The organism is Micromonospora sp. NPDC005161, from assembly GCF_053599855.1.
The window spans coordinates 104,920-118,361 of record NZ_JBSFYQ010000024.1 but is presented as its reverse complement, the minus strand read 5'-3'; the positions used below and the strand labels follow the sequence as shown (position 1 = coordinate 118,361).

Below are 13,442 nucleotides of genomic sequence, written 5' to 3'. Positions count from 1 at the left end.
GCTCGCTGGTCCTGCCTAGGGCGAGCTGGTCGCGGGGGGCCTGGATGATCGCATCTTGGGGGCGGTGGCCCCGCGGTCGCCCGGGCGACCGCGGAGCATCGGCAGTGGACGTCATGTCGGACATTGTCCCCGAACCTAGGCTGTCCCGGCCAACTCGGGCTCGGCGACCGGCGCCGCCGGCGCGTCCGCCACGGCCTCCCGGCCGGGCATCCAGCGCAGCACCACCACGATCCCGAGCGCGGCGACCACCGCGGAGAGCGCCGCCGCCCAGTGCATGGCGGTGACGAAGGCGTCGTTGGCCGCCGAGATCAGCGCCGGCCCCGCGGGCCCGAGCTGCCCGGCCGCCGCGTACGCCCCGGAGATCGACTCGTTCGCCGCGTCACGGGCCTGCGCGGGCAGGCCGGTCAGCGCGCCGTCCACGTCGGCCCGGTAGACCGCGGAGAGCACCGAGCCGAGAACCGCCACGCCGAGCGCGCCGGCCACCTGGCGGACGGTGTTGCTCACCGCGGAGCCCACGCCGGCCTTCTCCCGGGGCAGCGCCGACATGATCGACTCGGTGGCCGGCGGCATGATGTTGGCCATTCCGACGCCCTGGAAGAAGAAGACGACCAGCACGATCCAGATCGGGGTGGACGCGTCGACGAAGGCGAACGCGGCGAGCGCCGCCGTGGTCAGCGCCAGCCCGACGGTGGCGACCGCCCGGCCGCCGTAGCGGCGGACCATCGCGGCGCTGCGCGGCGCGAAGATCAGCTGGGCGCCGGCGAAGGGCAGGAAGAGCAGACCGGTCTGCAGCGGGCTGTAGTCGCGTACCAGTTGCAGGTAGAACGAGCTGAAGAACATCACGCCCATCGCGGCGAAGAACACCAGGCCGACGATGGCCACCGGCGCGGCGAACCGGGGCAGGCGGAACAGCCGGACGTCCAGCGACGGGTGGTCGCTGCGCCGCTCGTGCTCCACGAACCAGGCGAGCACCGCCAGGCCGACGACGATCGAACCCCAGGCCACCGGACGGCCGAAGCCGTGCTCGCCGCCGTCGATGATGCCGTAGGAGAGGGCGACTAGGCCGACCACGGAGAGCAGGACGCCGAGCAGGTCGACCCGGCCCGGGCGCGGGTCGCGCGACTCGGGCACCAGCAGGGCGACCAGGATGACGCCGGCGACCACCACCGGCACGTTGATCAGGAAGACCGAGCCCCACCAGAAGTGCTCCAGCAGCGCGCCGCCGAGGATCGGACCGATCGCCACCGCGAGCCCGACCGCGCCGGCCCAGACGCCGATCGCCCGGCCACGCTCGCGCGGGTCGAAGACGTTGGAGATGATCGACAGCGTCACCGGCATGATGGCCGCGCCGCCGACCCCCATCAGGGCGCGGGCCGCGATCAGCTGTGCCGGGTCTTGGGCGTACGCGGAGAGCAGCGACGCCAGGCCGAACAGCGCCAGCCCGATCATCAGGAAGCGCTTGCGTCCGGCGCGGTCACCGAGCACCCCGAAGGTGAACAGCAGCCCGGCGAAGACCAGCGTGTAGGAGTTGATGGACCACTCCAGCTCGCCCTGGCTGGCGCCGAGGCCGTGCACCGGATCGGCCAGGGTGCGTAGGGCGACGTTGAGGATCGTGTTGTCGAGGACGACGACGAGGAGGCTGATCACCAGCACCCCCAGGATCGCCCACCTCCTCGGATGTCCGGTGTTGTCGTGCAGCTCCATGCCCGGTTCTCCCCCCGGTTTCACCGGCCGCGCAATACGATACGGGCCAGACTCGTAACTCCGGTCAGAGTACTGGCGGCATTAACGATACGGAACCGATCCGTATCGTATGTGGCCGGCGTCACGTCATCCCGGTCCGGTCCCGGTCCGCCTCCGAGCCGTGGGGCAACTCCCCCCGCCGCCTTTGCTCTGCTTCAACCCGCGCAACGGTTTCGGGCGGTGAGTGTTGCGTCGGTTGAAGCAGAGCAAAGGCGGACCCGGCACCGGTCGCCCTCGCGCCGGCCACCCCGCGAGGGCCGGCCACCCCGCGAGGGCCGGTTAGCCGCCGAGGTCAGCATGGTCGCGGGGCGGCCAGGCAGGCGGCGACGGCGGCGGGCAGCGTACGCAGGCGCGTCGCCGGCGCGGCGAGCGGCTCGATCCAACCGGGCCCGGCGCCGTTCACCCGCAGCAGCGGGAAATCCCGGGCGAAGCGCACCAGGCGGTACGCGCGGCCGGTGACCGGCGTCTGCGACCAGAGCACGACGATGCTCGGGCGGGCCCGGTACACGGCGCTGGTCAGTGCGGTCCACGGCAGGGCGGGGCCGAGGTGCAGGCAGCCGCGACCGTGCTCGCGCAGCGCGGCGGCGAGCGCGTGCATTCCGAGGCAGTGCGCCTCGCGCTCGGCCCCGGCGAGCAGCACGCCGCCGGTGGGCAGCGACCGCCCCGGCTCCCGCCGGTACACGTCCAGCCCGACCCGCACGCCCGCACAGAGGGCGTGCTCGACGGCGATCTCGGCGGCGGTACGCCCCGGCAGCCGGGCCAGCAGCGGCTGGCAGACCTGCTGCCAGAGCGCCGGCACGCCCCACTCCCCGGCCAGCTCCAGCAGCACCGTGGCGACCCGGTTGCCGTCCAGGTCCTCGGCCGCCAGCGTGACCCGCTTGTGCGCGGTCTCCACGGCCTCGGCCGGCATCGGATCGGTCAGCACCAGACGTACCCCCGGGTAGGTGTTCGCTACTCGGGGGTACGCCACGAGGGCGCGCGGCGGATGCGCCGGCGCGGGAATTTACCGGCGGCGCGCCATCAGCCGGCGGGCCAGCGCGGCGGCGCTGCCCCAGATGCCGCGCCGGAACAGCACCACGACGAGGACGAAGATGCCGCCGGTGACCAGGCCGATCGCCTCGAACCCAGAGAACGACAGCCAGTCCTCCAGCCGAACCACGATCCCGGCGCCGAGCACCCCGCCCCAGAGGGTGCCGATCCCGCCGAGCACCACCACGATGACGGCCTTGCCGGAGGTGGTCCAGTGCAGCACGTCCAGCGAGACGAACCGGTGGCCGACCGCGAACAGTCCGCCGCCGAGGCCGGCGATGAACCCGGAGAGCACGAACGCGGTGAGCTTGTAGCGGTGCACCGGGTAGCCGAGCGCCCGCGCCCGGGCCGGATTGTCCCGGATGCCGACCAGCACCCGACCGAACGGCGAGTGCACGATCCGCCAGGCGGCGGCCAGCCCGAGCAGCACGATCGGCAGGATCGCGTAGTAGAAGTAGTAGTCGTCGGTGAGGTCCCAGCCGAACAGCGCCCGGGGCACCCCCTGCAGGCCGTTCTCGCCCTGCGTCACCGAGCGCCATTCGTTGGCGACGTAGTAGACCATCTGCGCGAAGGCCAACGTCACCATGGCGAAGTAGATGCCGGTCCGCTTGACCGCCAGGTAGCCGATCGGCACCGCCAGCACGGCCGCGGCCAGCGCCCCGGCCAGCACCGCGAGCGGGAACGGTAGGCCGGCGTGGATCGCCACCAACCCGGTGACGTACGCCGAGGTGCCCCAGAACGCGGCGTGCCCGAACGACATCAGCCCGGTGAAGCCGAGCAGCAGGTCCACCGCGACGGCGAACAACGCCCAGCAGAGGATATCCACCGCGACCGCCGGGTAGAGGCCGTTGGGCAGCCAGGCCGCGACGGCCAGCCCGACGGCGAGCAGCGCGTACCGCACCCAGCCGGGGGCACGGGCCACGGCGACCAGCCCGGACGGCGGCGCCGCTCGGGGTGCCTCCGCCGGGGTGTCAACGGTGCTGGTCATGCCGGCGCCTCCTCACGGCCGAAGAGCCCCGCCGGTCGCCAGAGCAGCACCGCGGCCATCACGATGAAGACGATCGTCTGCGACACGATCGGGAAGTTGGACAGGTACGCCTCGCCCCACGCCTGGACCAGACCGATGCCGAAGCCGGCGGCGACCGAACCGAAGATGGAGCCCAGCCCACCGATCACCACCACCGCGAAGACCACGATGATCAGGTCAGCGCCCATCAGCGGGTTCACCGCGCGCATCGGCGCGGCCAGCACACCGGCCAGCCCGGCCAGCCCGATGCCGAAGCCGAAGACCGGGGTCACCCAGCGTCCAACGTCGATACCGAACGCCCGGGTCAGGTCGGGCCGCTCGGTGGCCGCGCGGACCACCATGCCAATCCGGGTCTGGGTGAGCACCCACCACACCGCGACGCAGAGCAGCACCGCGAAGCCGAGGATGAACACCCGGTAGGTCGGGAAGTCGAAGAGTCCGAAGTTCACCGTCCCGCTCAACAGCGACGGGGTGGCGTACGGGCTGGACTGCACGCCGTAGCGCAGCTTCACCAGGTCCTGCAGGATCAGCGTCAGGCCGAAGGTGAGCAGGAAGTTGTAGAGCGGGTCGAGTCGGGTCAGGCGGTGGATTACCGCCCGCTCCAGGGCCATGCCCAGCAGACCCAGCCCCACCGGCATGATCACCAGGGCCGCCCAGAACGGCACGCCCGCCTCGGTGAGCAGCACGTACGCGCCGAACGCGCCGAGCATGTAGAACGCGCCGTGGGCGAAGTTGACCACCCGCAGCATGCCGAAGATGACCGCGAGCCCGAGGGCGAGCAGGGCGTAGAACGCCCCGCTCACCAACCCGTTGAACGTGTTCTGCGCGAATCCGCTCACAGCGTCACACGCTCACAGCTTGCAGTCCGCCGACGGCGCGCGGAACGCCTCCGCGGCGGGGATGGTCTTGAGCACCTTGACGTAGTCCCACGGCTCGGTCACCTCGGACTGCGGCTTCACCTGGGCCAGGTACGCGTCGTGCACCACCCGGTGGTCCTCGGCGCGGATCTTGCCGTTGCGCAGGAAGACGTCCTCGATCGTCTTGCCCTCCAGACCCTTGACGACGGCGTCCGCGTCGTCGGTGCCGGCCGCCTGCACCGCCTCCAGGTACTGCAGGGCGGCGGAGTAGTTGGCCGCGTGAGCGAACGTCGGCCGGGTGCCGGCCTTCTGCTGGAACCGGTCGGCGAACTCCCGGTTCTTCGCGTCGAAGTTCCAGTACCAGGCGTCGGTGTACGTGGTGCCGGCCAGCGCCGCCGGCGTCAGCGAGTGGATGTCGGTGAGGAACATCAGCCCCACCGCCAGGCCGACGCCCTTGTCGCGCAGCTTGAACTCGTTGTACTGCTTCACCACGTTGACCAGTTCCGCGCCGGCCTGCATGGTGCCCAGCACGTCCGGCTTCGGGTTCAGGCTCGGCGCCTTGAGCAGGAAGGTGGAGAAGTCGCCGCTGGTGTTCGGGAACGGCGCGCCGTCCTTGCCGACGACCTTCCCGCCGGCCGCGGTGATCGCGGTGGAGAAGCTCTTCTCCATGTCCTGACCGAAGGCGTAGTTCGGGTACAGGATGTACCAGTTCTTGCCGATCTGCTCGGTCGTGGTCTTCCCGGTGCCGTTGGCCAGCATGTACGTGTCGTAGGCGTAGTGGAAGGTGTACTTGTTGCAGCTCTTGCCGGTCAGGTCGGTGGTCGCCGCCCCGATGTTGAAGTAGAGCTTCTTCTTCTCCTTCGCCACGTCGGCGACCTTCAGCGCCGCCGACGAGGTGGGCACGTCCAGGATCAGGTCGACGCCCTTGCGGTCGTACATCTCCTGGGCCTTGGAGTTGGCCACGTCCGGCTTGTTCTGGTGGTCGGCGGTCTCCACGCTGATGTCCTTGGTCACCGCCTTGTCGCCGTACTTGGCGGTGAAGTCGGCGATGGCCATCTCCACCGCCGTGACCGAGTTCTTCCCGGACAACTCCGAGTACGCCCCGGACTGGTCGTTGAGCACGCCCAGCACGATCTTGTCGCCGGTCAGCTTCTGGTCGCCGCCCGACTGGGGTCCACCGCCGCCGCAACCGGCGACCAGCACCACCGCGGCCGACGCCGCAGCCACACCCACCGTCCTCCGCATGCCCACTCCATCCATTCCGCGCCTCATCGCGCGGGTCGTCGTTGAGAGAAAAATCAGATTCCGAGGTACGCCAGCAGCTCGCGTTCCCGCGAGCGCACCTCGGAGTTGTCCATCGCCTCGGCGACGCGTCCCTCGGCCAGCAGGTAGTGCCGGTCGGCGACGCCGGTGGCGAAGTGCAGGTTCTGTTCGACCAGCAGCACGGTCACCCCGTGCCGTTTGGCTTCCCGCAGCAGGTCACCGACCTGCTGCACCAACAGTGGAGAGAGCCCCTCGGTGGGCTCGTCGCAGAGCAGCAGCCGGGCGCCCATCCGCAGCACCCGGGCCAGCGCGAGCATCTGCTGCTCGCCGCCGGAGAGCGTGGTGGCCGCGGAGTCACGCCGGGTGTAGAGGGCGGGGAACGCCTCGTACACCCGCTCCAGCGACCACGGGTCCGGGCCGACCCGGGGCGGCAGGGTGAGGTTCTCGGTCACGGTCAGCGTGGCGTAGCTGCCCCGGTCGTCGGGCACCCAGCCCAGCCCGAGCCGGGCCCGCCGGTGCGCCGGCAGCTTCCCGACGTCCCGCCCGTCCAGCTCGACCGTGCCGCGCTGGCCGGAGTGCAGCCCCATCACGCAGCGCAGCAGGGTGGACTTGCCGGCGCCGTTGCGCCCGACGAGGGTGACCACCTCGCCGGCGGCGACGTCCAGGCTGACGTCCCGCAGCACCTGCGCCTCGCCGTACCAGGCGGACAGGTTCTCAATGCGCAGCATCAGCGGCTCCCAGGTAGGCGGTGATCACACGCTCGTCCGCGCGGACCTGCTCGTACGGGCCCTCGACGAGGACCTTGCCGGCCTGGAGCACGGTGACGGTGTCGGCGAGCCGGCCGACCACGCTCATGTTGTGCTCGACCATCACCACGGTCCGGCCCTGGCGGACCCGGCCGATCAGCTCGACGGTGCGGTCGACGTCTTCGAGGCCCATCCCGGCGGTCGGCTCGTCGAGCAGCAGCACCTTCGGGTCCAGCGCCAGGGCGATGGCCAGTTCCAGGGCGCGCTTGCGGCCGTACGCCAGCGCCTCGGAGGGGGCGTCCGCCAACTCGGCCAACCCCACCATGGCCAGCAGTTCGTCGGCGCGCCCGGTGTAGCGGCCCATCAGCTTCGCGGACCGCCAGAACCGCCAGCCCAACCCGCTGGACGACTGGAGCGCCAGCGCGACGTGCTCACGGGCGGACAACTGCGGGAAGAGGCTGGTGATCTGGAACGAGCGGGCCACGCCGAGCCGGGCGACCTGCTCCGGGGGCAGCCCGGTGACGTCCCGCCCGGCCAGCTCGATCCGCCCGCCGCTGGGCCGCAGGAAGCCGGTGAGCAGGTTGAACAGGGTGGTCTTGCCGGCGCCGTTGGGGCCGACCAGCGCGTGCACACTCTCCGGCGCGACGTCGAGATCGACGTCGTCGACCGCCCGGAAGCCCCGGAAGTCTCGGGTCAGCCCACGGGCCGACAGGAGCGCTTGCCCGGCCATCGCCTCATCCTCCGCAGGGTCGCGGCGACGTCCGATCGGTGACCGTGGTCACAGGGCCGTCGCGTGGAGGAAACCTACGGCCGGTCCTGCGAGTCGAGCCATGTCGATGGCATCCATATTCGGCCGGCAGGAGACGTGCTGAAACACCACTCCCCGACGTCACCAACTTGACCGAGCCCCCTAGGTTGATGATCCACACAGCCCAGCGAAAGGCCCCCGGCCCATGCCTGTCGGCTTCACCATGGCGATCGTCTTCGCCATCGCCCTGGCGGTCTGCGCCGTCCTGGCGCTCGTCGCCCCGAGATCCGCCGTGAAGCGGACGGCCGCCCTCGCGGCGCTCGGCTGCCTCGCCCTCACGCTGCTGATCGGCGTCGCCTCCAGCGCTCACTCCGTACCGATCCGCTCGGTCGGCATCGTCACCAGCTTCGGCAAGCCCACCGGTGAGGTGACCGGCTCGGGCCTGAAGTGGGTGGCGCCCTGGCAGAAGGTCGGCGAGTGGGACGCGGGCCGGCAGAAGTACGACCACATCGGCGGCAACAACTGCGTACGGGTCCGCACCGGCACGCTCGCCGACGCCTGCGTCGAGGTGCTCATCGAGTGGCAGGTCAAGCCGGAGAACGCGCCGAAGCAGTTCATGGACTACAAGGGGGACTTCACCAGCTTCCGTGGCCAGCGGGTGGGCGTGCAGCTCGACAGCGCGGTCAACGACGCGTTCGCGGCGTACAACCCGCTGGAGAAGATCGACGCCCAGACCGGCGACCTGAACGTCGACCTGAAGCCCTTCGCGGCGAACATCAAGACCAGCGCGGAGACCCGGCTCGCCGCCGACGTCGACATCCTCTCGGTGACCATCACCCGGGTGAACCACGACGAGAAGACCGAGGGCAACATCAAGGCGTTCCAGGACAAGCTGGCCCAGACCCGCAACCTGGAGCAGGACCGCAAGAACGCCGAGATCTCCAAGCAGATCACCGAGACCAACGCGAAGGTCGACAAGGTGACCCGCTGCCTGGAGATCGCCGAGAAGAACGGGGCCAACCCGGGACTCTGCATCAACCCGGGCATCGTCACCGGCAAGTGACCGGGACCGGCCCACCCGCTCCGGGTGGGCCGGGTCACCCGGCGATCGTCACGCGGCGACGGCGTACTCCGGCAGGGTCAACCCGTCGGCCCGGCCGAAGACGAGCCTGGTCGTGAGCGCCCGCAACGGGCGGGAGGTCATCGCCCGCATGGACGCGTCGCGCAAACGGATCGCGGTCCGTGTCGCCGGCAGGAAGCCGGAGACGCCTCCGCCTGGTAGATCCTGGCCGCGCGCCACGTGCGCCCGCAGCGTCTCCTCGTAGCGGCGGTACGCGACCACGTGGTCACCCCGGGCCGCCGCCAGCTCACCGGCGAGCACGTACGCCCCGACCAGGGACAGGCTGGTTCCCTGCCCGGTCAGCGGGGACGGGCACCAGGCGGCGTCGCCGAGCAGCGCCACCCGCCCGGCGCTCCAGGCGTCCATCCGCACCTGCCCGTAGGAGTCGAAATAGAAGTCGGGGGCGTCGGGCATCGCGGCCAGCAGCTCCCCGGTCCGCCAGCCGACGTCGGCGAAGCGCTCGGTGAGGAGGCGCTGCTGGGCGTTCCGGTCCCGGCGGTCCAGGTCGAGCGGTGGGGAGACGAAGCTGAACAGCGCGCTGGTCGCGCCGTGCCGGGTCGGACGGGTGCCCACCACCCGACCACCCGGTGCGTTGTGCAGCTCGAACCAGCCCGTCTCGTTCCGGTACGGGGTCGTGAAGTAGGCCAGGTAGGCCCCGAGCGGCCGGACGTACGCCGACTCGGGGCCGAAGGCCAGAGCCCGGGTACGCGAGTGCGAGCCGTCCGCCCCGACGACCAGGCCCACGGTCCGCGGGGCGGATCGCGCGAAGGTGAGCCGCACCCCGTCCCCGGTCTGGGTGAGTGTCTCAATCGAGTCGTCGAAGATGTACTCCACGTCGGCGCGGGTCTCCTCGTACAGCAGACGGGCCAGGTCGCCGCGCTCGATCTCGATGTCGGCGACGATGCCCTCACCACCGAAGGCGTGCACCGGCATCCGGTAACGCGTCCGACCCCGCGCGTCGACGCCCGCCATGCCCTGCTCCCGGACGCACTCGGCCCGGATCCGGGCGGTGAGCCCCATCCGGTCGACGACCTCCCGGGCGGTCCCCCGCACGTCCACCGCCTGCCCGCCGGGGCGGAGCCCGGTCGCCCGCTCCACGACGGTGACGGCGAAGCCGTGCCGGCGCAGCCAGAAGGCCAGCGCGGGGCCGGCCACACCGGCGCCGGAGATGAGTACGGTCCTGTCGTCCATCGCACCGCTCCTGAGATCGTGCTTTACACCGTCAACCCAGCCGTCACCGCGGCTCGGACGGGAGGTCGTCCCGCGCAGCGAACGGTAGTTACACAGGGATCCACGCGCTCGGCCCGACCTAGTACGCTGCGCCAGGGAGAGCCGCCGGGCGCGGCACGTACTAGTACGCTGCACCGGAGGTGCGCCATGACTGGTTCCGAGCCGCCGTACCGGCTGATCGCCGCGGAGATCCGCCGCCGGGTCGACGTCGGGGAGCTGCGTCCGGGCGATCGGGTGCCGTCGGCCCGGCAGCTCACCCGCGAGCACGGGGTGGCCATCGCCACCGCCACCAAGGTCCTCGCACTGCTGCGTGACGAGGGTCTGGTGCTGACCCGACCGGGCGCGGGCACGGTGGTGGCCCCGGCCCGCGCGGCGGTGCCGCAGGTGCGCCGGAGCGGTGCCGGCGCGGAGCCGAACCTGACCCGGGAGCGGCTGATCCGGGCCGCGATCGCCCGGGCCGACGCGGACGGCCTGGCTGCCGTGTCGATGCGGCAGATCGCCGCCGAGCTGGGCGTGTCCACGATGTCGCTCTACCGGCATGTGCGCGGCCGGGACGAGCTGATCCTGACCATGGCCGACACGGTCCTGGCCAACGCGCCGCTGCCGGCCGTTCCGCCGGCCGGGTGGCGGGCCCAGCTGGAGCTGCTCGGCCGAGCGCAGTGGGCGACCTACCGGCGGCACCGCTGGCTGCCGCACGCCATCTCGATCGCCCGTCCGCAGGTGCTGCCCCACGCCATGGCGCACACCGAGTGGGGCCTGCGGGCCACCGCCGGCCTGGGCCTCGACCGGCACGTGCGCTGGCACGTCGCCATCGCCCTGTTGGCGTACGTCCGCGGAATCGCGACGAACCTGGAGATGCGGGCGCAGGCGGAGCAGGACACCGGCCTCACCGACGACGAGTGGGTGGACCGTCAGGTGGCCACGTTTCAGCACGCGATCACGAGCCGCGGCTACTCCACGATGGCCGCGCTCACGGACGAGGGCGACCTGGACCTCGACCTGGAGAGCGTCTTCGAGTTCGGCCTGCGGCGGCTCCTCGACGGCTACGCCGCGCTGATCGAGCAGCCGCCGCAGGCCGACCCTCAGCTCAGTCCGGGAAGCTGACCACCCAGCGGGCGCCCTCGCCCCGGGCCAGCCGGTCGAACGCGGCCGGCGCCTCGTCGAGGGTGACCACCCCGCTGACCAGCGGTGCCAGGTCGAGCGTGCCGTCGAGCGCGGCCCGGGCCAGCTCGGGCACCTCCCGATCCGGGTCGGACGAGCCGTACACCGAGGAGCGCAGGGTCCGGGCGGAGTGGAAGATGTCGAGCGCGCCGAGGCTGACGATGTCGTCCTTCGCGCCCATGCCGACCACGGTCACCGCTCCCCCGCGCCGGGTGAGCCGCCAGGCCGCCCGGATGGTGGCGGCGCGGCCGACGCACTCGAAGGCGTGGTCGACGCCCCGGCCCTCGGTGCGTGCCCGTACCTCCTTGGAGAGCCGGTCGTCGGAGAGCAGGAAGTCGGTCGCGCCGGCGGCGAGCGCCAGGTCGCGCTTGGCCTCGGCGATGTCGATGGCGAGGATCGACGTGGCGCCGGCCCGGCGGGCGGCGGTGAGCACGGCGAGCCCGACCCCACCGAGCCCGATCACCGCCACCGACTCGCCGGGAGCCACCCGGGCGGTGTTGCCGACCGCGCCTATGCCGGTGAGCACCGCGCAGCCGAGCAGCGCGGCCTGCTCGGGCGGCAGCCCGCCGGGGATGGCGATGACGGCGCTCTCGGGCACCACCACCGCCTCGGCGAGCGCGCCGAGGCCGAGGGTCAGGTGCAGTCCGGTGCCGTCGTCGGTCTCGCCGCGCGCCACCGTCGGGGCTGTGTTCGCGGCGCAGAGCCACGGCTCGTCGTGCTGGCACCACCAGCAGGCCCGGCACGCGGGCGCCCAGTTGAGGGCCACCGGCGTGCCGACCGCCAACCGGGTGTTCGGCCCGGCCTCGGCCACCACCCCGGTCGCCTCGTGCCCGAGCACCAGCGGGAACCTCGCGGCCAGGGTGCCGTTCACCATGGACAGGTCCGAGTGGCAGACGCCGGCCGCGGTGATCGTCACCCGCAGGTCGCCGGGGCCGGGCGCGGGCAGGCGTACCCGCTCGACCCGCAGCTCGGCGCCGGCCCCACGCGCGACCAGCGCGTGGACGGTGACCGGCGCGGCCGGGGCCGGCTCGGGGCTCATCGCTGGATCGCCTTCAGCTCGCTGAACTCGGCCAGCCCGTGCACACCCAACTCCCGGCCGAGGCCGGACTGTTTGTAACCGCCGAACGGGGCGAGCGGGTTGAACGGCGCACCGTTGATGTCGACCGCGCCGGTACGCAGCCGCCGGGCCACCGCGAGCGCCGCGTCGGTGTCGGCGGACCACACCGCGCCGGCCAGCCCGTACTTTGAGTTGTTGGCGATGGCCACCGCCTCGTCGGTGTCGGCGAACGGGATGACGGCGAGCACCGGGCCGAAGACCTCCTCCTGGGCGAGCGCGCTGTCCGGGTGCACGTCGGCGAAGACGGTCGGGGCGACGAAGTGCCCCTGGGCCGGCACCGGGGCGTCCGGGCCACCGGCGACCAGCCGGGCCCCGTCGGCGAGAGCCCGGTCGACGTGGCCGCGGACGCGCTCGGCCTGGGCGGCGGAGACCAGCGGGCCGAGCCGGGTCGCCGGGTCGAACGGGTCGCCGAGGCGGTAGCCGGCGACGGCGGCGGCGACCAGGTCGAGGGCCTCGGCGTACCGGTCGCGGTGCACCAGCATCCGGGTCCACGCGGTGCAGGTCTGGCCGGAGTTGATCAGGGCGTTGCCGACGCCGACCTTGACGGCGGCGGCCAGGTCGGCGTCGGGGAGGATCACGTTGGCGGACTTGCCGCCCAGCTCCAGCGCGACCCGGGCGATGCGGTCGGCGGCGAGCCGCATGATCCGGGCGCCGGTGGCGGTGGAGCCGGTGAACGAGACCAGGTCGACGTCGGGGTGCCCGGCGAGCGCCTCGCCGACCACCGGGCCGGTGCCGGGGACCAGGTTGAGCACACCCGGCGGCAGCCCGGCCTCGGTGACCGCGTCGAAGAGCAGGTACGCGGTCAGCGGGGTCAGCTCGCTGGGCTTGAGCACCACCGTGCAGCCGGCGGCCAGCGCGGGTGCCAGCTTCGCCATCACCTGGTGCAGCGGGTAGTTCCACGGGGTGATGGCGCCGACGACGCCGATCGGCTCGCGGACGACGAGGGAGTTGCCGATGCTCTCCTCGATTGGTGGTCGGGCGGCGAGCGCGATGTGGTCGCGCAGCACGATCAGCGGCAGCCCGACGTGCACCCGGGTGGCGAGCTTGAGCGGGGCGCCCAGCTCCACCGCGATGGTGCGGGCGAGGTCGTCGGCGCGCGCGGCGAGCGCGGTGTGCAGCCGGTCGAGGTGAGCGGAGCGCTCGGCGGGGGTGGCGGCCGACCAGCCGGGGAAGGCGGCGCGGGCCGCGGCCACGGCCCGGTCCACATCGGCCGGCGTGCCGGCGGGCACCTGCCCGACCGGCTCGCCGGTGCTCGGGGTCTCCACTGCGATCACCTCGCCGGCGGTGGACTCGGTCCACTGGCCGGCGATGTGCAGGTGGCGCCGGAGGCGCAGGGCGTCGGGCAGCAGCTGCGACGGCGCGGCGGCGAGGTCCATGTCGTCCCTTCGGGGGTGGGCGATG

Annotated in this window: 12 protein-coding genes; 2 read left to right on the top strand and 10 right to left on the bottom strand. The window is 72.4% G+C overall.

Annotated elements, in window-relative coordinates; all coding sequences use genetic code 11:
* Nucleotides 1-135: 135 nt before the first annotated feature.
* The 7 genes from ACWD5O_RS22650 to ACWD5O_RS22620 all read right to left on the bottom strand — a co-directional run bounded on the left by ACWD5O_RS22650 (nucleotide 136) and on the right by ACWD5O_RS22620 (nucleotide 7,395).
* Nucleotides 136-1,704: a DHA2 family efflux MFS transporter permease subunit gene (locus ACWD5O_RS22650; protein ID WP_450086472.1), complete on the bottom strand. Its 1,569-nt coding sequence runs from the start codon at nucleotides 1,702-1,704 to the stop codon at nucleotides 136-138.
* Nucleotides 1,705-2,035: 331 nt separating this feature from the next.
* Complete coding sequence (locus ACWD5O_RS22645) at nucleotides 2,036-2,668, bottom strand: transcriptional regulator (RefSeq protein WP_450086471.1); 633 nt, start codon at nucleotides 2,666-2,668, stop codon at nucleotides 2,036-2,038.
* 78 nt (nucleotides 2,669-2,746) lie between these two features.
* Nucleotides 2,747-3,760 (bottom strand): branched-chain amino acid ABC transporter permease, encoded by a 1,014-nt coding sequence (locus ACWD5O_RS22640; protein ID WP_450086470.1) that lies wholly within the window; start codon nucleotides 3,758-3,760, stop codon nucleotides 2,747-2,749.
* Nucleotides 3,757-4,638: a branched-chain amino acid ABC transporter permease gene (locus ACWD5O_RS22635; RefSeq protein ID WP_450086469.1), complete on the bottom strand. Its 882-nt coding sequence runs from the start codon at nucleotides 4,636-4,638 to the stop codon at nucleotides 3,757-3,759. Before ACWD5O_RS22635 ends, ACWD5O_RS22640 begins: the two co-directional genes overlap by 4 nt.
* Nucleotides 4,639-4,650: 12 nt before the next feature.
* Nucleotides 4,651-5,901, bottom strand: coding sequence for an ABC transporter substrate-binding protein (locus ACWD5O_RS22630; RefSeq protein ID WP_450086468.1), 1,251 nt, complete (start codon nucleotides 5,899-5,901; stop codon nucleotides 4,651-4,653).
* 53 nt (nucleotides 5,902-5,954) lie between these two features.
* Nucleotides 5,955-6,647: an ABC transporter ATP-binding protein gene (locus ACWD5O_RS22625; protein ID WP_450086467.1), complete on the bottom strand. Its 693-nt coding sequence runs from the start codon at nucleotides 6,645-6,647 to the stop codon at nucleotides 5,955-5,957.
* On the bottom strand, nucleotides 6,634-7,395 hold the full coding sequence (locus ACWD5O_RS22620) for an ABC transporter ATP-binding protein (protein ID WP_354964189.1): 762 nt from the start codon (nucleotides 7,393-7,395) through the stop codon (nucleotides 6,634-6,636). Before ACWD5O_RS22620 ends, ACWD5O_RS22625 begins: the two co-directional genes overlap by 14 nt.
* 223 nt (nucleotides 7,396-7,618) lie before the next feature.
* On the opposite strand from ACWD5O_RS22620, the gene ACWD5O_RS22615 reads away from it, so the two are divergent.
* On the top strand, nucleotides 7,619-8,476 hold the full coding sequence (locus ACWD5O_RS22615) for an SPFH domain-containing protein (RefSeq protein WP_450086466.1): 858 nt from the start codon (nucleotides 7,619-7,621) through the stop codon (nucleotides 8,474-8,476).
* A 48-nt stretch (nucleotides 8,477-8,524) separates the two neighbouring features.
* Here ACWD5O_RS22615 and ACWD5O_RS22610 read toward each other — a convergent pair whose 3' ends face one another.
* Nucleotides 8,525-9,724, bottom strand: a complete 1,200-nt coding sequence (locus ACWD5O_RS22610; RefSeq protein WP_450086465.1) for an FAD-dependent monooxygenase — start codon at nucleotides 9,722-9,724, stop codon at nucleotides 8,525-8,527.
* A 186-nt stretch (nucleotides 9,725-9,910) separates the two neighbouring features.
* On the opposite strand from ACWD5O_RS22610, the gene ACWD5O_RS22605 reads away from it, so the two are divergent.
* Nucleotides 9,911-10,867, top strand: a complete 957-nt coding sequence (locus ACWD5O_RS22605) for a TetR/AcrR family transcriptional regulator C-terminal domain-containing protein (RefSeq protein WP_450086464.1) — start codon at nucleotides 9,911-9,913, stop codon at nucleotides 10,865-10,867.
* Here ACWD5O_RS22605 and ACWD5O_RS22600 read toward each other — a convergent pair.
* A complete protein-coding gene (locus ACWD5O_RS22600; RefSeq protein WP_450086463.1) occupies nucleotides 10,851-11,963 on the bottom strand; it encodes a zinc-binding dehydrogenase in 1,113 nt (370 codons plus the stop codon). The two genes, ACWD5O_RS22605 and ACWD5O_RS22600, sit on opposite strands and share 17 nt — an antisense overlap.
* Nucleotides 11,960-13,417 (bottom strand): aldehyde dehydrogenase family protein, encoded by a 1,458-nt coding sequence (locus ACWD5O_RS22595; RefSeq protein ID WP_450086462.1) that lies wholly within the window; start codon nucleotides 13,415-13,417, stop codon nucleotides 11,960-11,962. The genes ACWD5O_RS22600 and ACWD5O_RS22595 overlap by 4 nt, the downstream gene beginning before the upstream one ends.
* Nucleotides 13,418-13,442: the final 25 nt, after the last annotated feature.